Consider the following 24423-nt stretch of genomic DNA (forward strand, 5'->3'; position numbering starts at 1 on the left):
ATGATGGATCTCACCTCCCAGCCAGCCCACGCGGTCAAGGCCGCCTGCGAAGCCGTCGTGCTGACGTTTTTCCACGCGCTGGACACCCGCCGCCACGACGCCGCCGCCGCCTTGATGGCCGCCGACGGCGTATGGCTGCGGCAAGGCCAGCGGTTATGCGGGCCCCAGGAAGTGCTGGACGCGCTCAATGCCCGGGCGCCGGACCGCAGCACCTGCCACGTCATCACCAACCTGCGCCTGCTTGAGCATGGCGAGCGCGGCGCCACCGTGGGCTACTTCCTGATCGCCTACGACAGCGTGCCACAAGCGCAGGGCGGGGCGCCGCGGCTGGCCGCCATTCGGGAATGCCGCGATGTGCTGGTGGACACGGCCGATGGCTGGCGCCTGGCCGACAAGAGCAGCCGCCGGCACCTGCCGCCGGAATAGCTGCTGCAAGAGCCGCTGCAATCACCGCCGCAACAGCCGAACCCAGGAGAGTGACGGAACCCATTATTTCGCATCACAAGAGCGTGCCCGATACACCTAAAACGCCGCGGGCGCGCGCAACAGCATCCCAAAGGAGACAACCTCGTGAATACCCCCAAGATATTGATCTGTATGACGGCCGCCGCAGGCGCGTGGCTGATGACGGCCCCCGCCTCGGCGCAACAGGCCGCCTGGCCCACCCACGCCATCACGCTGGTCGTGCCGTTCGCGGCCGGCGGCGGCGGCGACACGCTGGCGCGGCTGGTGGCCGAACCGCTGTCGCGCGAGCTGGGCCAGTCCATCATCGTCGAGAACCGTCCCGGCGCGGGCGGCAACATCGGCACGTCCATCGCCGCGCGCGCCAACCCCGACGGCTACACGCTGTCGTACGGCACCAACGGCACCCAGGCTACCAATCACTGGCTGTACAAGTCGCCCGGCTACAAACCCAATGATTTCGAGCCGATCTCGCGCTTTACCGTGATTGCGGCGGCGCTGGTGGTCAATGGCGCCGACGAGCGCTTCAAGACCTTGGCGCAGCTGGTGGACTACGCCAAGTCGCACCCTGGCGAGCTGACCTGTGGTTCGGCCGGCAACGGCACGTCGTCGCACCTGGCCTGTGAATTGCTGAACCAGATGGCTGGGCTGAAGGTCATGCACATTCCGTACAAGGGCGGCGGCGCCGCCATGACGGACCTGATGGGCGGGCGGATTTCCTTCCTGATCGACGTGATGCCCAACGTGTCGGGCCAGATCGCCGCGGGCAAGCTGCGCGCGCTGGCCGTGACCACGCCGGAACGCGTGGCCTCGAACCCCGACATTCCCACCATGAGCGAGGCCGGCGTGAAGGGCTACGAGTTCTTCGCCTGGGACGGCCTGTATGCGCCCAAGGGCACGCCGGTTGCCGTGCTGGACAAGCTGAACGCCGCCGTCAACAAGGCGCTGCAGCAGCCCGAGGTGAAAAAGGCGCTGGAATCGCGCGGGGCGATTCCAGCGCCCACCTCGCGTCAGTCCCTGGCGGAATTCGGCGCCGAGGAATACACCCGCCTGGGCAAGGTCGTGAAAACCGCGGGCGCCGCCATCGACTGACCGGTTTCAGGGCGCCATCGCCTCGCGCGCCAGCCGCGCGACTTCCTGCGCCACGCCTTTGCGTTCGCTGTAGCGGTCGGTCAGGTAGTCGCTGCGGTCGCGCACCAGCAGCGTGAACTTGATCAGTTCTTCCATCACATCGACGACCCGGTCGTAATAGGGCGACGGCTTCATCCGGCCGGCGTCGTCGAATTCCTGGAAGGCCTTGGCCACGGATGACTGGTTCGGGATGGTCACCATCCGCATCCAGCGGCCCAGCACCCGCAGCGCATTGACGGCGTTGAACGACTGCGATCCCCCGGATACCTGCATGACGGCCAGGGTACGGCCCTGGGTGGGGCGGACGCTGCCGGTTTCCAGCGGCAGCCAATCGATCTGGCTCTTGAAGACGCCGGTGAGCGTGCCATGCCGTTCGGGGCTGCACCACACCTGGCCTTCGGACCACAGCGACAGCGCACGCAGCTCGGCCACCTTGGAATGGTCGGCGGGCGCGCCGTCCGGCAGCGGCAGGCCATGGGGGTCGAAGATGCGCGTTTCGGCGCCCAGCCGGGTCAGGATGCGGGCGGCTTCTTCCGTGAGCAGCCGGCTGTACGAACGCTCGCGCAGCGAGCCGTACAGCAGCAGGATGCGCGGCGGATGCGTGGCGCCGCCGTGCAGCGCCAGGTGGGCATGGTCGGGGGTATCGAGCAGGGTGTCGTCCAGGCTGGGCAGGGTCAGGTCTGTGAGAGTAGCGGCGTGTGTCACGGTGTCGGGGGGTGGGGAGATGGACAAGAGGGAATCGCGGTGGGGCGGCTGAACCAGGCGGCCAGCCAGAAGCTGCCCGCCAGCACCAGGGCCACGACGACGATGGCGCTCAATACAGTGCCGTAGGACGCGCCGACCGACCACAGGACGGCGGCCCCGACGGGCGCCGCGGCGCGCGCCAGGGTCATGGGCACCGTCAGCAGGCCGTTGATCGCGCCGTAGGCATGGCGGCTGAGCATTTCGGGCACGACCATGCCGCGCACGATGGTGAATATGCCGTTGGCGCCGCCGTAGACGACGCAGATCGCGGCAACGGTGGGGAAATCGGCGCCGAGAAATGCCAGCGCGCCAAACGCCAGCGGGAACACCGTGACGACGGCCGCGCCGACGGCGCGCATCGACGCCTGCGCCGCGAACAGACTCACCACGATGCGGCCGGCGACCTGGGCCGGTCCGATCAAGGCAATGGCCTGCACGACCGATGCCGTGTCCAGCCCGCGTTCGCGCAGCAGCGGATACATATGGAAGGTGAAGGCGGAAAAAGCCCCCGCGTAGGCGGTCAGCGATACCAGCAGCGCCCAGAACACGGGCCGGCGCAGCGCCTGCCGGACGGCCAGGCGGTTGTGCTCGCGCTGCGCCTGGGCGGTGGCGCCCGCGGCGGGCGGCAGGTCGCGCGCCGGGTCGATGAACAGCAGGTAGGCGCCGGCGCACACCAGCGCGTTCACGGCGGCCAGCACCATCAGGGCCTCGCGCCAACCCCAATGATTCAGCAGCCCCTGCACCAGCGGAATGAACATCGTGCTGGCGAAGCCGCCCCATAGCGTCAGCGACGTGATGCCGGCGCGGGAATGGGCCGGGCCGACGCGGCGCGCGACGACGGCAAAAGCCGGCTCGTACAGCGTGGCTGCCTGCAATGCGCCGATGCCCGCGACCAGCACGTAAAACGCGGCCAGCGACGTTACCTGCGACCACAGCAGGAGCAGCCCCCCGGCCAGCAGCGACGACAGTCCCATTACCCAGCGGCCATGGCCGCGATCGACGGCCACGCCGACCGGAAACGCGGCCAGCGCGGCCAGGACCAGCCCCAGCGTGGCGGCGCCGTACAGGTCCGGCTTGCTCCATCCGAGTTCGGCGCCCATGGCTTCGGCGATCAGCGGGAAGCTGTAGTACAGCGATCCCCATGAACAGATCTGGCCGATGCCCAGCGCCGTGATCAGGCCGCGGGCCTTGTCGGGCGGCGGGGGTGCGGCGCGAGCGCTTGGGTCTGCGGGGCGGGAGGTCATGGGCGCAGTCATGGCGGTCAGCGGCAGAGGCTGACGGAAAGGGGGGCGACGCCGGCGCGGCGGGCGGGGTGGGTGGTCATGTCGCCGGGTCCGGATCGGCCGGCAGCGGGCTGCAGGCCACGCCGCTGCAGCATTCCGCCGTCAGGTAGTCGACCAGACCGAACATCAGGTCGGTGTTGGCGCGGTAGCGCATGTAGCGGCCTTCCTGCTCGACCGTCAGCAGGCCGGCCTGGGTCAGCGCTTTCAGGTGAAACGACAGATTGGTGGGCGGCAGCTGGAGTTCGGCGGCGATCTGGCCGGCCACGCAGCCGGCGGGTGCGGCGCGTACCAGCAGGCGGAAGATGTCCAGCCGCACGCCGGAGGCGAGCGATTCGAAGACGATGACGGCGGTGTTTTTGTCCATGCGGCAATACTACAACTATTGTTGAATAATTAAAACTTTACTCTTTTTGATATTTCCACTAAAGTCGAATTATGGAAATGAAAGATGCCGTGAAAGCCCTGGCCGCGATCGCCCACGAATCGCGCCTGACCGTGTTCCGCGTGCTGGTGCAAGCCGGGTCGGCCGGTTTGCCCGCTGGCCAGTTGGCCGAGAAAGCGGGCATTCCGCCGTCGTCGCTGTCGTTCCACCTGAAGGAACTGGTGCACGCCGGCCTGTTGCAATCCCGCCAGGAAGGGCGGTTCGTCATCTACGAAGCCCGCTTCGAATCGATGGCCGACCTGCTGGCTTATCTCACCGACAACTGCTGTGGCGGCGCGCCTTGCGCGGTGCTGCCGCAGGTGGCGTGTACCCCAGCCCCCGCCGATGCGGGGCGCGCCGATCCCCTCTGATTCTTCTTTCTCATCATGGCTGACAAGGTCTACCACGTACTCTTTCTGTGCACCGGCAATTCCGCCCGCAGCATCATGGCCGAAGCGCTGCTCAACACACTGGGCAAGGGCCGCTTCCAGGCCTACAGCGCCGGCAGCCACCCGGGCGGCGCCGTCAACCCGTTCGCCATCGAAAAGGTGCGCGTGCTGGACTACCCGCTGGACCGCCTGCGCAGCAAGAGCTGGGACGAATTCGCGGTGCCGGGCGCACCGCAGATGGATTTCATCATCACCGTCTGCGACAACGCGGCGGGCGAGGTCTGCCCCATCTGGCCGGGCCAGCCAATCTCGGCGCACTGGGGCTTTGAAGACCCCGCCGCCGCGCAAGGGTCCGACGACGACAAGCGCCGGGTGTTCGAAAAGGTGTTCCGCCAGATCTCGGCGCGCATCAATATCTTCGCCAACCTGCCGCTGGCCGCGCTGGACAAGGCCGCGATCCACCGCGAACTCAAGCAGATCGGCGCCGAACCGCCGGCCGCCTGACGCACGCATGCCGCCACAGGGCGCCGGCCGGCCGCGGCCGCGCCTTTTTTTCAGCTTCGACAGACGTATTCATGCTTACCGCCATCGCCATCTTCGTGTTCACCCTGGTCCTGGTCATCTGGCAGCCGCGCGGGCTGGGCATCGGCTGGAGCGCCAGCCTGGGCGCGGCGCTGGCGCTGGCCTTGGGCGCCGTGCACCTGGCCGACATCGCGGTGGTGTGGCAGATCGTCTGGAACGCCACGGCCACCTTCATCGCCGTCATCATCATCAGCCTGCTGCTGGACGAAGCGGGCTTGTTCGAATGGGCCGCGCTGCACGTGGCGCGTTGGGGCCGAGGCCGGGGGCATGCGCTGTTTGCCCTGATCGTGCTGCTGGGCGCGGCGGTGGCGGCGCTGTTCGCCAACGACGGCGCGGCGCTGATCCTGACGCCCATCGTCATGGCGATGCTGGTGGCGCTGGGGTTCAGCCCCGCGGCCACGCTGGCTTTCGTGATGGCCGCCGGCTTCATTGCCGATACGGCCAGCCTGCCGCTGATCGTGTCGAACCTGGTCAACATCGTGTCAGCCGATTTCTTCGGCATCGGCTTTGGCCGCTATGCCGCGGTGATGGCGCCGGTGAACGTCGTGGCGGTGGCGGCGACGCTGGGGGTCCTGTGGCTGTATTTCCGGCGGGACATCCCGGCGCGCTATGACGCCGCTTCGCTCAAGGCGCCGTCCGCGGCCATACGCGATGCCGCCACGTTCCGTGCGGGCTGGCTGGTGCTGGCGCTGCTGCTGGTGGGGTTCTTCGGGCTGGAACCGCTGGGCGTGCCGGTCAGCGCGGTGGCGGCCGCGGGCGCGGCCATCCTGCTGGCGGTGGCGGGCCGCGGGCGCGTCATCAGCACCCGTAAGGTGCTGCGCGAGGCGCCCTGGCAGATCGTGGTGTTTTCGCTGGGCATGTACCTGGTTGTCTATGGCCTGCGCAATGCCGGGCTGACGCAGCTGCTGGCCGACGTGCTCAATGCGCTGGCGGGGCAGGGCCTGTGGGCGGCCACGTTCGGCACCGGCCTGATATCGGCTTTCCTGTCGTCGGTGATGAACAATATGCCGACGGTGCTGGTGGGCGCGCTGTCGATCGACGCCAGTCAGGCCAGCGGCGTGGTCAAGGAAGCCATGGTCTACGCCAACGTCATCGGCAGCGACCTGGGCCCGAAGATCACGCCCATCGGCAGCCTGGCCACGCTGCTGTGGCTGCACGTGCTGGCGCGCAAGGGCACGACGATTTCCTGGGCGTATTACTTCAAGGTGGGCATCGCCCTGACCTTGCCGGTGCTGGCGGCGACCCTGGCGGCGCTGGCGTGGCGGCTGGGGTAAGGCCGCGGCAACCTGCCTGTTCGGCGGCAACGCGCCCGCGTTGGCGGCCGATCCGGCTTTCCCTTCCAAACCCGTGCGCATCATCGTGCCTTTCGGCACGAGCGCCCTGGCGCAGTTCCCGGCGTTGCCCACTATCGGCGAGGCGGGGTATCCGGACCTGGTGCGCACGGACGGCGAACGCTGGCGCCAGGTGATCCAGACGGCCGGCATCCGCATCGAATAAGGCGTTCAGCGGCTGCGGGCCGCGTCGGCCAGGCTGGCCAGGAAGTTTTCCAGCAAGGTCGAGGTGGCCTGCTTGCGCCAGCATACGTACATTTCGGCCACCGGCGGATCCTGCACCGCCAGCGGCCGGTACACCACGCCGTCGAGCCGGTTGCGCGAGGTCAGTTCGGGCACCAGGGCCACGCCCAGGCCGGCGGCCACCAGCGATACCAGCGTGTGAGGCTGGGTGGCGCGCTGCACCACCAGCGGTGTGTGGCCGTCGCGGCTGAGCAGGCCTTCGACCATGTCGCGCAGGTAGGGCGAGTTGGCTGGCGTGAAACTGATCAGCGGCAACCCGCGCAGGCTGGGCAGGTCAATGGCCGAGCGCGCGGCCAGGGGGTGCTGCGCCGGCAGCACCGCCATCAGCGGCTCGTCCAGCAGCTTTTCGCTCATCAGGTCGGGGTGCCGGGCGTGCGGCCGCATCAGGCCGACATCCAGCCGGTTCTCGAGCAGGCCGCTGACCTGATCATTGGAGATCATTTCGTGCAGCGCCAGTTCCACGGCCGGAAAGCGCTGCGTGAAGGACCCGATCGCGGTCGGAATCAGGTAGTAGGCGCTGGCCGCGGTGAAACCGACCCGCAGGAAGCCGGCATCGCCGCGCTTGGCCGCCGCCACGATGCCCGGCGTTTCGTCCCAGCGCGCCAGCAGGGGCTTGATATGGGCCAGCAGCACTTCACCTTCGTGCGTCAGGCGCACATTGCGCTGGTTGCGGCGAAACAGCTGCGTACCCAGGGATTCTTCGAGCAGGCGGATCTGCTGCGACAGCGGCGGCTGCGAGATATGCATGCGCGCCGCGGCGCGGCCAAAGTGCAGTTCTTCGGCCACCGCCACGAAATAGCGCAGCTGGCGTAGATCCATCTTCATGAGGGGGGGCTCTGTAATATGAATATCGACTCAATTCGAGTTGAATAATATATTGGACGACTAAGTCTGCGCCCTCCAGAATTTCCCTCATAGCAAACACAACGATAACGAGGGAGACATGTCCAGGGTATTGATCACGATGCCGATCGCCGCCGCCGGCCTGCAGCGGCTGAAGGACGCGGGCCACGAACTGGACCTGGTCGAGCGACCGGCGCCGGCCGAATTCCGGGCCCGGCTGGCCCGCGCCGACGCGGTCATCCTGCGGTTCCAGGCCTTGTCGCGGCAGGACATCGAGGCAGCCGGCCAGCTGCGTTTCGTGGCCCGCCATGGCGTGGGCTATGACGCGGTGGATGTCGCGGCGCTGACCGAACGGGGCATACCGCTGGCGATCACGCCTCGGGCCAATGCCATCGGCGTGGCCGAACATGCGCTGGCGCTGCTGCTGGCGGTGGCGCGGCGCATCGTCGCGCACGATTCGGGCGTGCGCGCCGGCCTGTGGCAGGCGGCGTTGCGCGGCCCGATGTTCGAGCTGGCGGGCAAGACCGCGCTGATCGTGGGCGCCGGCCGCATCGGCCGCGCCACCGCCGAGCGCCTGCTGGCCTTCGGCATGCGCGTGCAGGCCTACGACCCGTTCCTGCCGTCCCAGGCCGCGCTGCCGCCCGGCATCGCGTTGCGGGCGGACCTGCCCGCCGCCCTGGCCGAGGCTGATGTGGTGAGCCTGCACCTGCCGCTGACCGACGCCACCCGCGGCCTGGTCGATCCGCTGGCGCTCAAGCGCGGCGCCATCGTGGTCAACACCGCGCGCGGCGGCCTGCTGGATCCGGCCCGTCTGCTGACCGCGCTGGAAAGCGGCCACCTGACCGGCGCCGGGCTGGACGTATTCGACCCCGAGCCTCCCGGCGTCGCCGACGCGCTGCTGCAACGCGCCGATGTCGTGCTGTCGCCGCATGCCGCGTCGCTGACCGACGCGTCGATCGAACGCATGGCCACCGAATGCGCCGCCAACATCATTGATTTCTTCGCGGGCCGTCCCCCCCGGGACAGCATCGTCAACCAGGCCGGTCTCGCCCTGTAGCGCGCCGGCACGACCCGACAGAGGGGCCGACCACGAGCGGCCCCCGTCAACCAGGAGACCTACCCATGCGTATCATCATTCGAGCCGCCCGCGCGGCGGGCGCGCTGCTGCTGGCGGCGGCCCTGGCCCCCGCTGCGGGCGCAGCCTATCCCGAACAACCCATCAAGCTGGTCATGCCTTACCCGGCCGGCGGCATGACGGACGTGTCGGGCCGCACCGTGATGGCCGAACTCGCGCGCAAGCTCCAGGGCACCATCGTGGTCGAAAACAAGCCGGGCGCGGCGTCGACCGTCGCCAGCAACTGGATGACCCAGCAAAAGCCCGACGGCTACACCTTGTATGCCGCGCCGGTGTCGCTGGTGCTCAACCCGCTGATCCAGGGCAAGGTGGGCTATCGGCCCTATGACAGCTTCGAGCCGATTTCGATGATGATCGAATCGCCGTTCGTGCTGCAGGTCAACAAACACCTGCCGGCCAACAGCGTCGAGGAACTGATCGCCTTGATCCGGCAGCGGCCGGACCACTATGCCATCGGCACGTCGGGTGTGGGGTCCATCAATCACCTGGCGGCTGAGTACTTCATGAGCCGCTTCGGCTTGAAGATGACGGTGGTGCACTACAAGGGCGGCGGCCCGGCGTCGCAGGACCTGGTGGGTAACCAGATCCAGATGATGTTCTCGGCCGCCAACGAGGCCGCGCCGCTGGTGCAGGGCGGACGCACGCGGGCGTTGGCCGTGACCACCGCGCAGCGCCTGCAATTGCTGCCTCAGGTGCCGACCATGAACGAAGCCGCGGGGCTGACCGATTTCGAGGCCGTGTTCTGGCTGGCGTTGATGGCGCCCAAAGGCCTGCCGCCCGAGGTGTCCGAACGCCTGAACACGGCCATGCGCGCTCTGGGCGACGATGCGCCCTTGGCCGGGCGCCTGCAGGAACTGGGCGTCAGCCTGCATGTGTCGGACGGCCCGGCGGTGGTGCGCCGCATGCGCGAGGACGAGGCCAAGTGGGGCGCGCTGATCCAGCGCATGGACCTGAAGCCTGAGAACTGAGGCGGGGAGCGCATCCATGACGGGATTGAAACGGCTGCTGTCGGTGGCCGACGTGGAACGCGCCGCGCGCCGGCGCCTGCCGCGCAGCGTGTACGAATTCGTGCGCGGAGGCACCGAAGACGAGGCCACGCTGGCCGAGAACCGGCGCGCCTTCGGCGACTACCGGCTGCTGCCGCGCGGGCTGAACAACGTGGCGGATCGCAGCCTGCGCACGGCGCTGTTCGGCACGACGCATGCGATGCCGGTCGGCGTGGCGCCCACGGGGCTGGCGGGCATGGTGCGCCACGAGTGCGATCTGGCGTTGGCGGGCGGCGCGCGCCAGGCACAGGTGCCCTTCATCTTGAGCGGGTCGTCCAACGTACCGCTGGAGCGGGTGCTGCGTGATGCGCCGGATACCTGGTACCAGGCCTATTTCCCGGGAGACCGAGCCCGCATTGCCCGCATTCTCACGCGGCTGGAGAGCGCCGGCGTGGGCACCCTGGTGGTCACGGCCGATACCTGCGTGGCGGCCAATCGCGAGAACAACGCGCGTTGCGATTTCACCATTCCGTTCCGCCTGACACCACGCTTGCTGCGGCAAGGCATGGCGCGCCCGCGCTGGACCCTGGGCGTGCTGCTGCGCACGCTGCTGGCCGGCGGCGTGCCGCGCTTTGCCAATCTATACGAAGAAATCGGCCCGCCGGTCACGCGGGAACCGCCGCACGGCTTTCGCACCGGCCGCGACCGCCTGGACTGGGACGACCTGGCCTGGCTGCGCGAGCGCTGGCGCGGCCGGCTGGTGATCAAGGGCCTGATGCACCCGGACGATGCGCGGCGTGCCGCCGCGGTGGGCGCCGACGGCATCATCGTGTCCAACCATGGCGGGCGCCAGCTGGACGGAGCGGCCTCGTCATTGCAGGCGCTGGCCGCCATCGCGCCTGCGCTGCCGCCGGGCGTGGCCTTGATGGTCGACAGCGGCTTTCGGCGCGGCACCGACATCATCAAGGCCCTGGCGCTGGGCGCGCGGTTCGTCTTCGTCGGCCGGCCCACGTTGTACGGCGCGGCGGTGGCGGGTGAGGCCGGCGTGCGCCATGTGCTGGAGATCCTTCGCACCGAGCTGGACCGCGACCTGGCCTTGCTGGGCTGCCGCGCCGTGGGCGACCTGGGACCCCACTTGATGGCGGGCCCCGTGCCTGTCACCACGAATCAGTGAAAACCCTTATTTGCATACGTATGCATGGACCGAAAAGTGTCGTCACTGCCTTTCTTTCTTTCTTCCTTCTTCAGGACCTGAACGCATGATTCGCTATCTCAAGCGCGGCCGCAGCGCCGCGGTCAAGACCGACGCCGACGCCAAGGTGCGCGCCACCGTCGAGGACATCATCCGCGACATCGAAACCCGAGGCGATGACGCCGTGCGCGACTACAGCCGCAAGTTCGACAACTGGGATCCGGCCGACTTCCGCCTGTCCCGCGCCGAGATCGAGGCCGCGCGCAAGCAACTGTCGAACCGCGAGATCGAAGACATCGCCTTTGCCCAGACGCAGGTGCGCAACTTCGCCCAGATACAGCGCGACTCGATGCGCGAGGTGGAAGTCGAGACCTATCCGGGCGTGGTGCTGGGCCATCGTCATGTGCCGATGAATGCCGTGGGCTGCTACATCCCGGGCGGCAAGTATCCCTTGCTGGCCTCGGCGCACATGAGCGTGCTGACGGCCAAGGTGGCCGGCGTCAAGCGCATCGTCTCGACCGCGCCGCCGTACCAGGGCAAGCCGCACCCGGCCATCGTCACCGCCATGGACATGGCCGGCGCCGACGAGATCCTGGTGCTGGGTGGCGTGCAGGCCGTGGTGGCGATGGCGGTGGGCACGGCCAGCGTCGACCCGGTCGACATGCTGGTGGGGCCGGGCAACATGTTCGTGGCCGAAGCCAAGCGGCAGCTCTATGGCCGCGTGGGCATCGATCTGTTCGCCGGCCCGACCGAAACGCTGGTCATCGCCGACGACAGCGTGGATGGGGAATTGTGCGCCGTGGACCTGCTGGGCCAGGCCGAACACGGCCCCACGTCGCCCGCGGTGCTGCTGACCACCAGCGAAACGCTGGCGCGCGACACGCTGGCCGAGATCGAGCGGCAACTGGGCCTGCTGCCTACCGCCGGCATCGCGGCGCAGGCCTGGGCCGATTGCGGCGAAGTCATCGTCTGCGACAGCGAGGCGGAAATGCTGGCCGTGGCCGACGACCTGGCTTTCGAGCACGTGCAGGTGATGACGCGAGACCCGGACTACTTCCTGAAGAACCTGAGCAATTTCGGCGCGCTGTTCCTGGGCCCGCGCACTAACGTCAGCTTCGGCGACAAGGTCATTGGCACCAACCACACGCTGCCCACCAACCGCGCGGCGCGTTATACCGGCGGCCTGTGGGTCGGCAAGTTCCTCAAGACGTGTACCTACCAGCGCGTACTGACCGACGCGGCCAGCGCGACCATGGGCGAATACTGCTCGCGCCTGTGCCACATGGAGAACTTCGCCGGCCATGGCGAACAGGCCAACATCCGCGTGCGCCGCTACGGCAACCGGCCGGATCTGCCCTGGTACCAGCCGGTCGAGGCCCAGGCATGATCACGCTGCCCCAGGGGCCCGATTTCCGGCTGCACGACCGGCGCGCCCTGGTCACGGGCGGCAGCGGCGGCATTGGCCTGGCGGCGGCGGCCGCGCTGGGCCGGGCCGGCGCCCACGTCACCTTGGCGGCCCGCCGCGAGGCCGAGCTGGCCAGCGTCTGCGAGGCCCTGCGCGCCGAGGCCATCGGCTGCGACGCGCTGGTGCTCGATGTCACCGACGCGCGGGCGGTCGATGCGGCGCTGGGGCAGGGCGAGGTGTTCGACATCCTGGTCAACAACGCCGGCATGAACCGCCCGCGGCCCCTGGTCGATCAATCTGACGAAGACATCGACGCGGTGCTGGACCTGAACGTGAAGGCGGCGTTCTATGTCAGCCGCGCGGTGGCGCGGCGCTTGCAGGCCGCGGGGCGGCCGGGGTCGCTGATCAATGTGTCGTCGCAGATGGGCCACGTGGGCAGCCCCCGGCGCACGCTGTATTGCGCCAGCAAGCACGCGCTGGAAGGCTTCACCCGCGCGCTGGCCTGGGAGCTGGGGCCGGACGGGATACGCGTCAACACGCTGTGCCCGACCTTCATCGAAACGCCGATGACGGCCGGCATGCTGGCCGAGCCGGGCTTTCGCGACTGGGTCTGCGCCCGCAACGCGCTGGGGCGCGTGGGCCAGCTGCACGAAGTCATGGGCGCGGTGGTGTTCCTGGCCAGCGATGCCGCCAGCCTGGTGACGGGCAGCGCGCTGATGCTGGACGCGGGTTGGACGGCCGCATGAGAACCGCTCCGCGCGCCCAGGACGTGGCCGACCTGGCCGAGGTGTCGCAGTCGGCCGTCAGCCGCACCTTCACGCCCGGTGCCAGCGTGTCGGAAGCCACCCGGCGCAAGGTGCTGGCGGCCGCGCAGCGGCTGGGCTATCGGCCCAATGCGTTGGCGCGCAGCCTGATCACGCGCCGCAGCCGCATCGTGGCGCTGGTGATGAGCTATCTCGAAAACCAGTTCTATCCACTGGTGATCGAACGGTTGTCGCAACGCCTGCAGCAACAGGGTTACCACGTGCTGATGTTCATCGCCGAGGTGGGCGAGGCCGCCGACGGCGTGCTGGCCGAGATCCTGGAATACCAGGTGGACGGCATCGTGATGGCTTCGGCCATGCTGTCGCCCACGCTGGCGCGCAGTTGCGCCGAGGTTGGCGTCCCGGTGTTGCAGTTCAACCGCGTGTCGGCACTGGGTGGCCTGGCGCGCCATGCCAGCAGCTCGGTCACGTCGGACAACCATGCCGGCGGCCAGGCGGTGGCGCGGCTGCTGGCCGGACGCGGCTACCGCCGGTTCGGCTTCCTGGCGGGCCTGGAGGATTCATCCACCAGCCTGGAGCGCGAACGCGGCTTTCGCGATGCGCTGCAGGCGGACGGGCACGCGCTGCACGTGCGCGCGGTGGGCCATTACGACTTTGAACGCGCCAAGGCGGCCGTGCGGGCCATGTTCGTCCAAGACCCGCCGGACGCGCTGTTCGCCGCCAACGACCATATGGCCATCGCCAGCCTGGACGTACTGCGCCAGGAACTGGGGCTGCGCGTGCCGCAGGACGTCGCGGTGGTGGGGTTTGACGACGTGCCGCAGGCGGCCTGGGGCGCCTACGACCTGACCACCGTGCGCCAGTGCGTCGATCCCATGGTCGAGGCCACCGTGGCGCTGCTGCGCGAGCAGATGCATGCCGAATTGCGGCCGCGCGACATCGTCGTGCCGGTCGAGCTGGTCGAACGAGGCACCGTGCGACCGGCAACATGACGATTAAAGAGCGGCGCAAGCCGCCCCTGACAGGAGACCTATTCATGCGCAGTACTTCCTTGTTTCGCACGCTGGCGACCGCCTGGGCTCTGGCCTGCGCGGCGCTGCCGGCCCACGCCCAGGGCGGGGCGGCCTGGCCGGCCAAGCCCATCCGCTACATCGTGCCGTTCTCGCCCGGCGGCGTGTCCGATGGCGTGGCCCGCCTGATGGCCGAGCAACTGAGCTCGCGCCTGGGCCAGACGGTCATCGTCGAGAACAGGCCGGGCGTGTCCGGCGTGGTCGGCACGCAATGGGTGGCCCGGGCCGAACCGGACGGCTACACCGTGGTCGGCGGCACCATCACCACGCACGCGGTCAATCCGTTCTTCATCAAGTCGCTGGGCTACGACCCGGTCAAGGACTTCGCGCCGGTGGCGCTGGTTGGCATGGTCAGCAATGCGCTGGTCGTGCGCGCCGACAGCCCCTTCAATTCGGTGCAGCAGGTCATCGACGCGGCCCGCGCTCAGCCGGATGGTCTGACCTACGGCACCGCGGGCGCCGGCACCTCGCAGCACCTGTCGGGCCAGCTGTTCCAGTCTATCTCGGGCACCCGCTTGCGCCAGATCATCTACAAGGGCGGCTCGCAGTCGATGGTGGACTTGATTGGCGGCCAGATCGACATGGTGTTCGAAACGGTGGCGGCGGCCCGACCCATGATCGATTCCAAACGCGTGAAGGTGCTGGGCGTGACCGCCGCGGCGCCGCTGGCCGACCTGCCGGGCGCCAGGCCGCTGGCCGAACTGGGGCTGCCGGGCTTCGAGATGCAGTCCTGGCAAGGCATTTTTGCCCCGGCCGGCACCCCGGCGCCGATCGTCGAACGGCTGGCCCGCGAGATCGACGCGGCCCTGCAAAGCCCCGACGTGCGGACCAAGCTGCTGATGCTGGGCGTGGCGCCCGACGGCCGCGGTCCCGCGGCGTTCGCGCAGTTCCAACGCAGCGAAATCGACAAATGGGGCAAGGTCATCAAGGACGCCGGCATCCAGGCCGACTGACATCCACCCCGAGAACCCACAGAGAAGACACTCCATGAACGAACCCTGCTATCCCCTCAATGGCAACTTGCCCGCCATGCTGCGCGGCGACGGCCCGGTGCGCGGCCTGTTCAACGGTCTGCCCAGCCCGGCCGTGGTCGAGATGTGCGCCTACGCCGGCTTTGATTTCATCATTCTGGACAACGAGCACGGCAGCGCCGATTTCGACACGACCGAGCACATGCTGCGCGCCGCCCGCGCGGCCGGTATCGCTCCGGTGGTGCGCTGCTTCGAGCATGACCTGCCGCGCATCCTGGACATGGGCGCCAGCGCCGTGCAGGTGCCGATGGTGGAAAGCGCCACCCAGGCGCGGCGCCTGGCCGACCTGGTGCGCTACCCGCCGTTGGGGCGGCGCGGCAGCGCCTTCAGCACCCGGGCGGCCGGCTACGGCGCGTTTGGCGGGGCAGGGCACACGCAGCGCAGCAATGACGGCGTGGCGCTGATCGCCATGATCGAGACGCCCCAGGCGGTCGCCGCCGCCGGCGAGATCGCCGCCGTGGAGGGCGTGGACGTGGTGTTCATCGGCCCCAACGACCTGGCGCACGCCATGGGCCATGGCAGCGACTGGAATGCCGCGCCGGTACAGCAGGCCATCGAGCAAGGCCTCAAAGCCATCGTCGCCGCCGGCAAGTGCGCCGGCATCGTGGGGCTGACGCCGGCCGACGAGGAGAAATACGGCGCCTGGGGCGCGCGCTATTTCGCCAACGTGTCCACCAGCATCATCACGCGTGCGCTGGCCCAGGCCGCCGCCGCGGGACGGGATACGCGGCTGCGTTATTGAAGCGTTGCCACACCGGGCCCCCGCGAGGGAGGCCCGGTTATCATCGCCGGTTCATGCATTCGAATGCACAGATAGCGACGGCCACCATCCGGCACGCCGCAAGAGGAGACAAGCATGAAAAGAAGACACTTCCTGGCGGCCGCGGCCGCCTGCTCCGGGTGGCGCGCCATGCCGTCCTGGGCCCAGGGCGCGCCCGACCTGAAGCCGGGCAAACCTTATGCCGGCACGCGGCTGGCGATCATGCTGCCGCCGTCGTCCCAGTTCCGGGCGCAGGAAAAGCGCCTGGGCGAATTCGAGGCGGCCACGGGTATCAAGGTCGCCTACCAGTACGTGCCTTATGGCCAGCTGCTGGAAAAGCTGACGACCGAGGCCGTAGGCGGTGGCAACGCCTATGACCTGATGGCCTATCAGGACAGCTGGCTGGCCTCGCTGTCCGGTTACCTGAGCCCGCTGGACGGGCGGCTGGGCGACGGCACGGTGGATCTGGCGCGGTATCCCGAGGTCTACCGCAAGGCCTGCCAATATGGCGGCGCCACGTATGGCCTGCCGGTGCGGGCCCATCCCCAGTTGCTGTTCTATCGCCGCGACCTGTATGAACAGGCCGGCGTCGCGCCGCCGCAGACGTGGGACCAGATGCTGACGGCGGCCGCCGCCGTGCAGGCCGCCAGCGGCGTGCCGGGCGTGGTGATGGGCTATGTCAAGGGCAGCGGTTTCCAGAACCTGTGGATCTGGCTGAATTGCCTGTGGGGCCACGGCGCCGACGTGCTGGATGCCGACGGCAAGCCGGCCTTCCAGCTGCCGGCGGGCGTGCAGGCCACGCAGGCCTATGTGGACGTGCTGCTCAAGCACCGCATCGCCAACCCGGGTTCCAGCCAGTTCAACGAATACGACATGGTCAACGCCATGGCGCAAGGCAACGGCGCCACCATGATGGTGTGGTGGTGGACCTATTCCGTGCTGACCGGGGAACGGTCGCGCCTGAAGCCCGAACAGGTGGGCTTTGCGCCCATGCTGCGGGTGGGATCGGCGCAATCGCCGACCCTGGCCATCGTCATGCCGTTCGGCATCGCCAAGCAGTCGCGCCAGCAGGATGCGGCCTGGGAGTTCCTGAAATGGGTATCCAGCCCGGCGCTGGAAAAGGCCGTCGTCTGCGACAAGCGCGACCCGCAGAGCGCGGATATCGTCGCCACCCACACGGCGACCTATCTGGACGACGAGGTCAACCAGGTCAATCACGGCCTGCACCGCGCCGCGCTCGCCAGCCTGCAAGGCGCGCGCACCGTGCCGCAACTGGCGAACTGGCCGCAGATCGCCACGGCGCTGGAGGCGGCGGTGTCCGAAATCATCTCCAGCGGCAAGCCGGTGCAGGCGGCGCTGGACGACGCGGCCGCGCAGGTGGCCCGCATGAACCGCCGTGCCGGCGCGCGCGCACGAGGGTAAGGCCATGAAAGACCGTACCCTGAAATACGCACTGCTGGCGCCGGCGCTGGCCATCTGTGCGGCAACCCTGCTGTATCCGCTGTGCCAGTCGCTCTGGTATTCGCTGCACGATTGGAACCTGGGGCGTTCGGCTTCGCCCGAAGGCTATGTGGGCTGGCTGAACTACGCCGACCTGCTCTGGCACGATCCGGTCTTTCTGGACAGTGCCTGGGTCACGCTGGTGTTCACCGTGCCGTCGGTGGTGCTGACGATGGCCGTGGCGCTGGGGTTGGCCGTGCTGCTGGCCGGCGATGGCCGCTTGCAGGTCAATGCGCGTACGCTGCTGGTGATTCCTTTTGCCATGTCGCCGGCCCTGATCGGGATTTCCTGGCGCTTCATGCTGAATCCGGAATTCGGGGTAGTCGATGCGCTGCTCAAGGCGCTGGTGCCCGGCTGGAGCGGGGCGCCCGTGCTGGCTGATCCGGTGCTGGCCATGGCGGCGCTGATCCTGGTGGACGTCTGGCATTGGGCGCCTTATTTCATGTTGACCTTCATCGGCGCCCTGGCCGCGTTGCCGCAGGACACGCTGGATGCCGCCCAGGTCGACGGCGCGGGACGGGGCCGCATCTTCTTCGAGATCGTGCTGCCGCAACTGCGTCCGGTTCTGACCATCGCCATTCTGCTCAAGACCATCTTCTCGCTCAAGGCGCTGGACCAGGTCGTGACGATGACGGCCGGCGGCCCCGGCGCCGCCACCGACACGCTGCCCCACGCCATCTACAGCACCGCCTTTCGCTTCTACGACATCGGCTACGCCTCGGCCATGGCCTGGCTGCTGGCCGTCGTGATGATGGGCCTGGCGCTGATCTATTCCCGCTTTGCCATGGGACGCCCATCATGACCCAGACCGCCATTCTCAATCCTGCCGCTGCCCCGCGCCGCCGACGCTCCCGGAGCCTGGCGCGCCGCCTGGTCATTTGCCTGGTGACGCTGGCCTGGTTCGCGCCCGTCGCCTGGATCGTCGCCACGGCGTTCAAGCCCAGGTTCGACGTATACAGCCTGGCGCTGTGGTTCCGACCCACGGTGGACAGCATCGTGGCGGCGTTTGGTTCGCCCTACCTGCTGGGCGAGCGCCTGCTCAACAGCGTGTTCGTCACCGCGGGCACCTTGCTGATGGCCATTCCCGTGGCGACGCTGGCGGCCTACGCGTTTTCACGCTTTCGCTTTCCCGGCGGGCAACTGGGGCCACTGCTGTTGCTGGCCACGCAATTCCTGCCGCCCGTCATCATCGTGATTCCGCTGTTTGTGGTGTTTCGCAACCTGGGCCTGCTGGATACGCGCTGGGCGCTGATGGTGGCCAACCTGTCGTTCGTGGTGCCCTATGCCACCTGGATGATCAAGGCCTTCTTCGACGCCTTGCCGCCCGACATGGAAGAGGCCGCCCAGATCGACGGCGCCTCGCGGCTGCGGGCGCTGTGGGAAGTGGTGGTGCCGGTGGCACTGCCGGGCATCGCCACCGCGGCCATCTTCTCGTTCGTGGTGTCGTGGAACGAATTCTTCTACGCGCTGGTGCTCACGCGGGATCAGGCGGTGACGCTGCCGGTGGCGCTGATGAGCGCGCGCACCGAACAGGGCGACGCCTGGGAAATCATGGCCAGCATGGGCCTGTTCATCATCGCGCCCATGTTGCTGATCTCGCGCTTCGTGCAGCGCTATTTTGTCAAGGGCCTGGTCGCAGGCGCGATTCGCTGAGGAAAAGAAATGGCATCCGTAAGACTGATCGATATCGAGAAACGCTGGGGCGGGGTGGTGGGCGTGGCCCGCCAGTCGCTGGAGATCGCCGACGGCGAATTCGTCGTCTTCCTCGGCCCGTCGGGTTGCGGCAAGACCACCACCATGCGCATGGTGGCCGGGCTGGAAGCGCCCAGTGCGGGCGAGATCTGGATCGGCGGGCAGGACGTCACCGATGCCTTGCCCAAAGATCGGGACGTGGCGATGGTGTTCCAGAACTATGGCCTGTACCCGCACATGACGGTGGGCGAGAACATCGCCTATCCGCTCAAGGTGCGCGGCGTGGCGCCGGCCGAGCGGCGCGAGCGCGCCCGCGCCGTGGCCGAGAAGGTCGAGCTGGCTCATCTGCTGGATCGCCGTCCGCGCGACCTGTCCGGCGGCCAGCGCCAGCGCGTGGCCCTGGCGCGCGCCATCGTACGCCGCCCGCAGGTTTTCCTGATGGACGAACCGCTGTCCAACCTGGACGCCAAGCTGCGCGTCAGCATGCGCGCCGAAATCCGCCGTCTGCAATGCGAGCTGCGCGTGACCACGATCTACGTCACGCACGACCAGATCGAGGCCATGACGCTGGCCGACCGCGTGGTGGTCATGCGCGGCGGCCTGATCCAGCAGGTCGGCACGCCGGCCGACGTTTACAACCGGCCGGCCAATCTGTTCGTGGCGGGCTTCGTGGGATCGCCGTCGATGAATCTGCTGCCGGCGCGCATGGGGCAAAGCGGGCTGGAGGTCGAAGGCGCGCGGCTCGCGGGCTTTGCGGGGCCGCGCGACACCGCCCTGGTGCTGGGCGTGCGCCCCGAAGACGTGGCGCTGGCCGGGGCGGGCGAGGGCGACCTGGACGGCGTGGTCTATATGTTCGAACTGACGGGCGACGCGGTGCTGGTCACGCTGGATGTCGGCGGCTCGCGGCTGTGCGTGCGCGGCGACCGCCATCTGCGCTACGCCATCGGCGACCGCGTCGGGCTGCGTCTGCCGCGTGAGCACTGCCACCTGTTCGACGCGGCGACCGAAGCGCGCTTGGCGGCCTGAATCATGATTGCCGCTCGATCACACCGGCCAGGTGGCCGACGACCGCATGATGATTTCGCCGGGCAGATGCTGACGGCGTGCACGCCGCTCGGGCTGGGCGCGGCGCTGGCGCAGGCCTTCCACGGCCTCGCGCGCCATGGCATCGATGGGCTGGCGCACCGTTGTCAGGCCGTACGGCGCGCGCGCCCCTTCCGGCACGTCGTCAAAGCCGGCCACCATCACGTCGTCGGGAATGCGCCAGCCCAGCACATGGCGGCAGGCATCGATGACGCCCATGGCCATCTGGTCATTGGCGCAGAACACGGCGTCTGGCCGCACGTCCCGGGCCGCAGCGGCCAGGAAGGCCGCGTGGGCCTGGTCGTAGGAAAAGCCGCCGTCCAGCACCGTGGCCTGGGGCAGACCCGCCGCGCGCAGGCCCGCCTGGAAGCCATCGATGCGCAGCCGCCCCACCGGCGCCGTGGCTGGACCGCCCAGGCACAGGAAACGCCGCCGGCCGGCGGCCAAAAGGCCGTCGGCCAGGGCCCGGGCGCCTGCCGCGTGGTCGGTGGACACCTCGTCCGCACCGCTCTGGCCGGGGCTGCGGTTAAAGAACAGCACCGGCACGCCGTGGGCCGTGAAGCCTTGCACATCGTCGTTGTCCAGCGTGGCGCAGGCGATCAGGCCATCGAGCGGATAGCCGCGCAGGCCCAGCAGCACCGGCTTGACGGAGGCATCGTCGTCCACGGCCAGCAGGATCATGTGCTGGCCCGCGCGTGCCAGGGCATCGCCCAGCGAATAGAGCAGGGCGGGTGCGCTGCGCAGCGTGTAGCGGGTGATCAATACCCCCACCGCGTGCGAGCGGCGCGTGATGAGCGAACGCGCCAGCGCATTGGGCGCATAGCCCAGGCTGGCTGCGACGGCCAGCACGTGTTCGCGGGTGTCGTCCGATATATGGCTGCCCGGCTGGAAGCAGCGCGACACGGTGGACTGGGCAACGCCGGCCGCCTGGGCCACGTCGTACGAGGTGGCGCGGGCGGTGCGGAGGCGGGAGGTCGGGGGCATGGTCATGGAGGGCGGTTTTTTCCGTCTGATTATGCATTCGAATGCGCCCGCGTCCAAACGCCTTTTGGTTTCCCGCATTTTCCCTTTCTGGCGCCCGAGCGCGCCGCTACAGGAGTCAAGCAATGAACGACGTCGTCCTGGACTACGCCGCCGCCCAGGCCCGCGCCATCGCCCGCGAGGACATGGTGGCCTGCCGGCTGGCCTTCATCGATTGCAAGCTGCCCGGATCGGACCTGAAGGAGAACTACTCCATGATCGGGCCGGGCGTGACGCAGTCCGATGAGCAGGTGGTGAACCTGCGTGAGCCCCACGGATTCAATATCGGCGCCGCCGCGATGCCGGCGGGCGTGACCAACAACCTGCACCTGCACTTCAGCGCCGAGGTGTTCTTCATTCATTCGGGCCGCTGGCGCTTTCGCTGGGGCTCGGGCCAGGGCGCCGGCGAACTGGAGGGCGGCCCCGGCGACGTGCTCAGCATTCCGACCTGGATCTTTCGCGGCTTTTCCAATGTCGGCGACGACCACGGCTGGATCTTTACCGCCCTGGGCGGCGACGACACCGGCGGCATCATCTGGCATCCCGATGTACTGGCCTCGGCGGCCGGCCACGGCCTGTTCCTGGGCCGCGACAACACCTTGCTGCAGGGTGCGCCGGGCCAGCCGCCCGCCGCCGAGCTGATCGAGCCCTTGAGTGCGGCGGACCTGGCGGCATTGCCGCGCTATACGCCGGCGCAGATGCGCCAGCGTGCCGTCGCCGCGCAGGACCGTGGCTGGTCGCCCCGTGCCTTGCTCGGCGCCAGGGGCTGCGAATTGGCCCCGGTGATCGGCTACGGCATGAGCGAAGACCGGACTCAGGCCGCGCCCATCGCCAACCCGCACGGTTTTTCGGTGGATTGGCTGCGCCTGGCGCCGGCCGGGGTTGCGGACGCCGGCGGGGCGCAAGGCGGCGTCGCTGGCCCAGGCACCACGGGTCGTCTGCGGCTGCGCGAAAAACAGGTGCTGATCGTGATGCAAGGCGAAGTCGAGCTGGTGCTCAATGGCCCAGGCCAGGAAGTGGCGGTGCCGCTGCGCGAGCAGGCTGTCTACTCGGTCCCGGGCGGAGCCTGGCGCGAGTTGCGCTGCGTGGGGGGGCAACCCGCCACGGTGATCTCGGTGTGCGCGGGCGACCAGCGCAAGCGCATCGAATGGCCGGCGGACACGCGGGCCGAGGCCGCCGCGAGCGATGTGGCGCTGGATCCCGACGGCTATCTGGCGCGCCGCAGCCTGCTGCCCGACAGCGCCGTCGGCGTCGGCGAGGCGTGCTTCTGACCATGGCGCCCACCTTGCTGCTGATCGGCGGCACGCTGTGCGACGAGGCCTTGTGGGCGCCGCTGCGGGCGCTGGCGCCGCCGTTGGCCGGGTGTGTTCAGGTGGCGGATTACCGGGCCCACGAATCGGCCGCCGCCGCGGCGGCCGATCTGCTGCAACGGCATCCGGGTCGCCTGGTGCCGGCAGGCTTTTCCCTGGGCGGCTTCGTGGCCCAGGAAATGGCGGCGCAGGCGCCCGAAAGGCTGGCCGGGCTGGCGCTGATCGCCACCAACGCGCGCGCCGACACGCCGACGGGCGCCCAGGCGCGTCAGCGCGTCGCGGACCTGGCGGACGAACTGGGACCGGGCGGCGCCATCCGGCGGCATCTCTGGCCGGCGTATGTGGCGCCGCAGCGGCTGGCCGACGGCGCGTTGCAGGACATGATCGCTGCCATGGCCGACCGCCAGGGCCTGGCGGTGCTGCGACGTCAGGCCGCCGTTGCCGCCACGCGTGTCGACGGCCTGGCGCGCCTGGCGGCGTGGCGGGGGCCGGCGTTGGTGGTCAGCGGGGCCGCAGACGCCATCAACCCCGAAGACCGCCAGCGCGAGATGCACGACCGGTTGCGGCAGGGGCGTTGGGTCAACCTGCCGCACGTCGGCCATTTCGTGCCGCTGGAAGCGCCGCTGGGCCTGCATGGCGTGTTGCGCGCCTGGTTGCAGACGGCCGTGCCGTAGGCGGGCCGGCCCGCTCGGGATGCGGGATCGGTATCATCAGGGTTGGATCATCCGACGGGCGTCCCGATTGAAGACCAGAAACTACCTCTTTGGCATCATCGTTTCCTTTGCATTGGCGGGCTTTCTGGCCTTCCTGGGCATCGTGGCCGTCACTGCCGACAACCTGGGCTGGGGCGTGGTAGCCCTGTTGAGCTACGCGGTGATGTTCGGCGGGCCGGCGGCCATCGTGCTGGTCGTGACCTGGGTCGTGTACCTGGTGCGGGATCGGGGCAATGTGCCGGCGCGCGTCCATGCCTTGATGTTCCTGCCGACGCTGTTGGCCGTGTTGATCGTGCCCGTTGACGATTCCATCCGGCAAGGGCGGGCGGATCGCTTCCGGCAAGGCAATCCGGCCATCGCCGAGACGCACGTCAATCTTGCCGGCCAGCCGTTGGGGCTGGATTTTCGCCAGGCCTCGTCGTCATCGGGCGGCTCGCAATGGCTGGAACCGGTTTCAGCCGCCCAGACCGGTTTTACCAGCTTGCGGCGCTATCCCAGCCCGGATGTCGTAGCCGCCGGCACGTTTCCCTATGACGGTGATCGCCTGAAAGCCGGCGCCACCCGCTACGCGTATTTCAACTTCGACGGCACCCCCACCGGGGTCGATCTGCCGTTGCAGCGCCTGCCGTATCCGGACCTCTCCAGGCTGGTTGCCGCGTTCGCCTATGGCGAGGCGGCGCTGCTGGTGCACCAGTATTTTCACTATGCCGACCACGTCGAGGTGGCGCCCGGCCTGGCGCGATTTGCCGGCACGACCGAAGACACGATGGGCGCGGCCGCCATCCCGGGGCTGACGCTCTTCAGCCTGGAAAACTACACGCGAGAGACGCTGATGCGCGTGGAAATCAATGGCCAGACGCTGGATCTTCAGGGGCCGGCCCGCAGCCTGGCCGGCATGCGTTGCGATCCGCCCCGCGGGAGCAGCCCCGCCGTGGCGGACCTGGACGCGCCGCTGACGGTGCGGTGGCAGACGCGCGAGGACGCCCCGGCCTGGCACGAGGCGAAGGTGGCGGTGCCGCCGTTCGGCGCGGCCAGCAAGGCGGACGCCGGTAAGCCGTCGTTGCCGCAGGTGCGCTTGTATGTGCTGCCAGACGGTTCGATCGCCGCCGAGCGCTACCGGGAGATCCGCACGCGTGGCGGCGATCTGGCGTTGCGCACCACTGGCGTGCCGCAGGCAGCCAAGGCGCATACGATGTGCGGCGGTGCGTACGCCAATTACAACTCGCAGACGGTGAAGCTGCTGGCGGATTAGGCGGGGCCGTGGCCGTGCATGCATACGCCGGATGGCGCCGGGTGCAAGCCGTGACGGCCAACCCTAGCGCATCGGCGTGGT

26 protein-coding genes are annotated in these 24423 nt (G+C 68.8%); 21 read left to right on the forward strand and 5 right to left on the reverse strand.

Going from position 1 to position 24423, the window contains the following annotated elements; translation table 11 throughout:
• Both AC3WMR_RS08530 and AC3WMR_RS08535 read left to right on the forward strand, forming a co-directional pair.
• Positions 1–426, forward strand: a complete 426-nt coding sequence (locus AC3WMR_RS08530) for a nuclear transport factor 2 family protein (RefSeq protein WP_492263587.1) — start codon at positions 1–3, stop codon at positions 424–426.
• 171 nt (positions 427–597) lie between these two features.
• The gene (locus tag AC3WMR_RS08535; protein WP_492263652.1) at positions 598–1554 is read left to right on the forward strand and encodes a Bug family tripartite tricarboxylate transporter substrate binding protein; all 957 of its coding nucleotides are present in this window, start codon (positions 598–600) and stop codon (positions 1552–1554) included.
• Between the two features lie 6 nt (positions 1555–1560).
• Here the strand turns inward: AC3WMR_RS08535 and arsH are convergent, their stop codons facing one another.
• From arsH to AC3WMR_RS08550, 3 genes are all read right to left on the reverse strand, one after another.
• Positions 1561–2298 (reverse strand): arsenical resistance protein ArsH, encoded by a 738-nt coding sequence (gene arsH, locus AC3WMR_RS08540; protein WP_492263588.1) that lies wholly within the window; start codon positions 2296–2298, stop codon positions 1561–1563.
• Positions 2295–3581, reverse strand: coding sequence for an MFS transporter (locus tag AC3WMR_RS08545; RefSeq protein WP_492263589.1), 1287 nt, complete (start codon positions 3579–3581; stop codon positions 2295–2297). Before AC3WMR_RS08545 ends, arsH begins: the two co-directional genes overlap by 4 nt.
• Positions 3582–3657: 76 nt before the next feature.
• A complete protein-coding gene (locus tag AC3WMR_RS08550; RefSeq protein WP_492263590.1) occupies positions 3658–3984 on the reverse strand; it encodes an ArsR/SmtB family transcription factor in 327 nt (108 codons plus the stop codon).
• 71 nt (positions 3985–4055) lie between these two features.
• On the opposite strand from AC3WMR_RS08550, the gene AC3WMR_RS08555 reads away from it, so the two are divergent.
• The 4 genes from AC3WMR_RS08555 to AC3WMR_RS08570 all read left to right on the forward strand — a co-directional run bounded on the left by AC3WMR_RS08555 (position 4056) and on the right by AC3WMR_RS08570 (position 6509).
• On the forward strand, positions 4056–4412 hold the full coding sequence (locus tag AC3WMR_RS08555; RefSeq protein ID WP_492263591.1) for an ArsR/SmtB family transcription factor: 357 nt from the start codon (positions 4056–4058) through the stop codon (positions 4410–4412).
• A gap of 15 nt (positions 4413–4427) precedes the next feature.
• Positions 4428–4934: an arsenate reductase ArsC gene (locus AC3WMR_RS08560; protein WP_025138640.1), complete on the forward strand. Its 507-nt coding sequence runs from the start codon at positions 4428–4430 to the stop codon at positions 4932–4934.
• 71 nt (positions 4935–5005) lie between these two features.
• On the forward strand, positions 5006–6286 hold the full coding sequence (locus AC3WMR_RS08565) for an arsenic transporter (RefSeq protein WP_492263592.1): 1281 nt from the start codon (positions 5006–5008) through the stop codon (positions 6284–6286).
• Between the two features lie 73 nt (positions 6287–6359).
• Positions 6360–6509 carry a hypothetical protein gene (locus tag AC3WMR_RS08570; RefSeq protein WP_492263593.1) on the forward strand — a complete coding sequence of 50 codons (150 nt, stop codon included), beginning with the start codon at positions 6360–6362 and terminating at the stop codon, positions 6507–6509.
• 5 nt (positions 6510–6514) lie between these two features.
• On the opposite strand, the gene AC3WMR_RS08575 is transcribed toward AC3WMR_RS08570, so the two are convergent.
• A complete protein-coding gene (locus AC3WMR_RS08575) occupies positions 6515–7411 on the reverse strand; it encodes a LysR family transcriptional regulator (protein ID WP_492263594.1) in 897 nt (298 codons plus the stop codon).
• A 118-nt stretch (positions 7412–7529) separates the two neighbouring features.
• Here AC3WMR_RS08575 and AC3WMR_RS08580 point away from each other — a divergent pair, with 118 nt between their 5' ends.
• From AC3WMR_RS08580 to AC3WMR_RS08635, 12 genes are all read left to right on the forward strand, one after another.
• Complete coding sequence (locus AC3WMR_RS08580; protein WP_492263595.1) at positions 7530–8486, forward strand: NAD(P)-dependent oxidoreductase; 957 nt, start codon at positions 7530–7532, stop codon at positions 8484–8486.
• 65 nt (positions 8487–8551) lie between these two features.
• Entirely contained in the window at positions 8552–9532 is a 981-nt protein-coding gene (locus tag AC3WMR_RS08585) for a Bug family tripartite tricarboxylate transporter substrate binding protein (RefSeq protein ID WP_492263596.1), read from the forward strand.
• A 16-nt stretch (positions 9533–9548) separates the two neighbouring features.
• Complete coding sequence (locus AC3WMR_RS08590; protein ID WP_492263597.1) at positions 9549–10724, forward strand: alpha-hydroxy acid oxidase; 1176 nt, start codon at positions 9549–9551, stop codon at positions 10722–10724.
• Positions 10725–10809: 85 nt separating this feature from the next.
• The gene (gene hisD / locus AC3WMR_RS08595; protein WP_492263598.1) at positions 10810–12129 is read left to right on the forward strand and encodes a histidinol dehydrogenase; all 1320 of its coding nucleotides are present in this window, start codon (positions 10810–10812) and stop codon (positions 12127–12129) included.
• On the forward strand, positions 12126–12893 hold the full coding sequence (locus tag AC3WMR_RS08600; RefSeq protein ID WP_492263599.1) for an SDR family NAD(P)-dependent oxidoreductase: 768 nt from the start codon (positions 12126–12128) through the stop codon (positions 12891–12893). The genes hisD and AC3WMR_RS08600 overlap by 4 nt, the downstream gene beginning before the upstream one ends.
• Entirely contained in the window at positions 12890–13903 is a 1014-nt protein-coding gene (locus AC3WMR_RS08605; protein WP_492263600.1) for a LacI family DNA-binding transcriptional regulator, read from the forward strand. The genes AC3WMR_RS08600 and AC3WMR_RS08605 overlap by 4 nt, the downstream gene beginning before the upstream one ends.
• A 44-nt stretch (positions 13904–13947) precedes the next feature.
• Positions 13948–14934 carry a Bug family tripartite tricarboxylate transporter substrate binding protein gene (locus AC3WMR_RS08610; protein ID WP_492263601.1) on the forward strand — a complete coding sequence of 329 codons (987 nt, stop codon included), beginning with the start codon at positions 13948–13950 and terminating at the stop codon, positions 14932–14934.
• A 34-nt stretch (positions 14935–14968) separates the two neighbouring features.
• Entirely contained in the window at positions 14969–15754 is a 786-nt protein-coding gene (locus AC3WMR_RS08615; RefSeq protein ID WP_492263602.1) for an HpcH/HpaI aldolase family protein, read from the forward strand.
• Between the two features lie 114 nt (positions 15755–15868).
• Entirely contained in the window at positions 15869–17194 is a 1326-nt protein-coding gene (locus AC3WMR_RS08620; protein ID WP_492263603.1) for an ABC transporter substrate-binding protein, read from the forward strand.
• Between the two features lie 4 nt (positions 17195–17198).
• Complete coding sequence (locus tag AC3WMR_RS08625; protein ID WP_492263604.1) at positions 17199–18074, forward strand: carbohydrate ABC transporter permease; 876 nt, start codon at positions 17199–17201, stop codon at positions 18072–18074.
• Positions 18071–18925, forward strand: coding sequence for a carbohydrate ABC transporter permease (locus AC3WMR_RS08630; protein ID WP_492263605.1), 855 nt, complete (start codon positions 18071–18073; stop codon positions 18923–18925). The genes AC3WMR_RS08625 and AC3WMR_RS08630 overlap by 4 nt, the downstream gene beginning before the upstream one ends.
• 9 nt (positions 18926–18934) lie before the next feature.
• A complete protein-coding gene (locus AC3WMR_RS08635; RefSeq protein WP_492263606.1) occupies positions 18935–19990 on the forward strand; it encodes an ABC transporter ATP-binding protein in 1056 nt (351 codons plus the stop codon).
• Between the two features lie 18 nt (positions 19991–20008).
• Here the strand turns inward: AC3WMR_RS08635 and AC3WMR_RS08640 are convergent, their stop codons facing one another.
• On the reverse strand, positions 20009–21037 hold the full coding sequence (locus tag AC3WMR_RS08640) for a LacI family DNA-binding transcriptional regulator (RefSeq protein ID WP_492263607.1): 1029 nt from the start codon (positions 21035–21037) through the stop codon (positions 20009–20011).
• A 116-nt stretch (positions 21038–21153) separates the two neighbouring features.
• Between AC3WMR_RS08640 and AC3WMR_RS08645 the strand changes: the two genes are divergently transcribed.
• From AC3WMR_RS08645 to AC3WMR_RS08655, 3 genes are all read left to right on the forward strand, one after another.
• Entirely contained in the window at positions 21154–22338 is a 1185-nt protein-coding gene (locus AC3WMR_RS08645) for a cupin domain-containing protein (protein WP_492263608.1), read from the forward strand.
• Positions 22329–23051, forward strand: a complete 723-nt coding sequence (locus tag AC3WMR_RS08650; RefSeq protein WP_492263609.1) for an alpha/beta fold hydrolase — start codon at positions 22329–22331, stop codon at positions 23049–23051. The genes AC3WMR_RS08645 and AC3WMR_RS08650 overlap by 10 nt, the downstream gene beginning before the upstream one ends.
• A 67-nt stretch (positions 23052–23118) precedes the next feature.
• Entirely contained in the window at positions 23119–24342 is a 1224-nt protein-coding gene (locus AC3WMR_RS08655; protein ID WP_492263610.1) for a hypothetical protein, read from the forward strand.
• Positions 24343–24423 lie beyond the last annotated feature (81 nt).

It is taken from the genome of Achromobacter sp. FW305-C-28 (genome assembly GCF_058783235.1).

What these genes read in the sequence shown, in the direction of transcription:
- AC3WMR_RS08560 (WP_025138640.1), top strand. Translation starts at nt 4,428, where the DNA reads ATGGCTGACAAGGTCTACCACGTACTCTTTCTGTGCACCGGCAATTCC.
- AC3WMR_RS08645 (WP_492263608.1), top strand. Translation starts at nt 21,154, where the DNA reads ATGAACGACGTCGTCCTGGACTACGCCGCCGCCCAGGCCCGCGCCATC.
- AC3WMR_RS08590 (WP_492263597.1), top strand. Translation starts at nt 9,549, where the DNA reads ATGACGGGATTGAAACGGCTGCTGTCGGTGGCCGACGTGGAACGCGCC.
- AC3WMR_RS08620 (WP_492263603.1), top strand. Translation starts at nt 15,869, where the DNA reads ATGAAAAGAAGACACTTCCTGGCGGCCGCGGCCGCCTGCTCCGGGTGG.
- AC3WMR_RS08565 (WP_492263592.1), top strand. Translation starts at nt 5,006, where the DNA reads ATGCTTACCGCCATCGCCATCTTCGTGTTCACCCTGGTCCTGGTCATC.
- AC3WMR_RS08555 (WP_492263591.1), top strand. Translation starts at nt 4,056, where the DNA reads ATGGAAATGAAAGATGCCGTGAAAGCCCTGGCCGCGATCGCCCACGAA.
- AC3WMR_RS08615 (WP_492263602.1), top strand. Translation starts at nt 14,969, where the DNA reads ATGAACGAACCCTGCTATCCCCTCAATGGCAACTTGCCCGCCATGCTG.
- AC3WMR_RS08545 (WP_492263589.1), bottom strand. Translation starts at nt 3,581, where the DNA reads ATGACCTCCCGCCCCGCAGACCCAAGCGCTCGCGCCGCACCCCCGCCG.
- AC3WMR_RS08635 (WP_492263606.1), top strand. Translation starts at nt 18,935, where the DNA reads ATGGCATCCGTAAGACTGATCGATATCGAGAAACGCTGGGGCGGGGTG.
- AC3WMR_RS08625 (WP_492263604.1), top strand. Translation starts at nt 17,199, where the DNA reads ATGAAAGACCGTACCCTGAAATACGCACTGCTGGCGCCGGCGCTGGCC.
- AC3WMR_RS08610 (WP_492263601.1), top strand. Translation starts at nt 13,948, where the DNA reads ATGCGCAGTACTTCCTTGTTTCGCACGCTGGCGACCGCCTGGGCTCTG.
- AC3WMR_RS08535 (WP_492263652.1), top strand. Translation starts at nt 598, where the DNA reads ATGACGGCCGCCGCAGGCGCGTGGCTGATGACGGCCCCCGCCTCGGCG.
- AC3WMR_RS08580 (WP_492263595.1), top strand. Translation starts at nt 7,530, where the DNA reads ATGTCCAGGGTATTGATCACGATGCCGATCGCCGCCGCCGGCCTGCAG.
- hisD (WP_492263598.1), top strand. Translation starts at nt 10,810, where the DNA reads ATGATTCGCTATCTCAAGCGCGGCCGCAGCGCCGCGGTCAAGACCGAC.
- AC3WMR_RS08600 (WP_492263599.1), top strand. Translation starts at nt 12,126, where the DNA reads ATGATCACGCTGCCCCAGGGGCCCGATTTCCGGCTGCACGACCGGCGC.
- AC3WMR_RS08585 (WP_492263596.1), top strand. Translation starts at nt 8,552, where the DNA reads ATGCGTATCATCATTCGAGCCGCCCGCGCGGCGGGCGCGCTGCTGCTG.
- AC3WMR_RS08575 (WP_492263594.1), bottom strand. Translation starts at nt 7,411, where the DNA reads ATGAAGATGGATCTACGCCAGCTGCGCTATTTCGTGGCGGTGGCCGAA.
- AC3WMR_RS08550 (WP_492263590.1), bottom strand. Translation starts at nt 3,984, where the DNA reads ATGGACAAAAACACCGCCGTCATCGTCTTCGAATCGCTCGCCTCCGGC.
- AC3WMR_RS08640 (WP_492263607.1), bottom strand. Translation starts at nt 21,037, where the DNA reads ATGACCATGCCCCCGACCTCCCGCCTCCGCACCGCCCGCGCCACCTCG.
- AC3WMR_RS08605 (WP_492263600.1), top strand. Translation starts at nt 12,890, where the DNA reads ATGAGAACCGCTCCGCGCGCCCAGGACGTGGCCGACCTGGCCGAGGTG.
- AC3WMR_RS08630 (WP_492263605.1), top strand. Translation starts at nt 18,071, where the DNA reads ATGACCCAGACCGCCATTCTCAATCCTGCCGCTGCCCCGCGCCGCCGA.
- AC3WMR_RS08530 (WP_492263587.1), top strand. Translation starts at nt 1, where the DNA reads ATGATGGATCTCACCTCCCAGCCAGCCCACGCGGTCAAGGCCGCCTGC.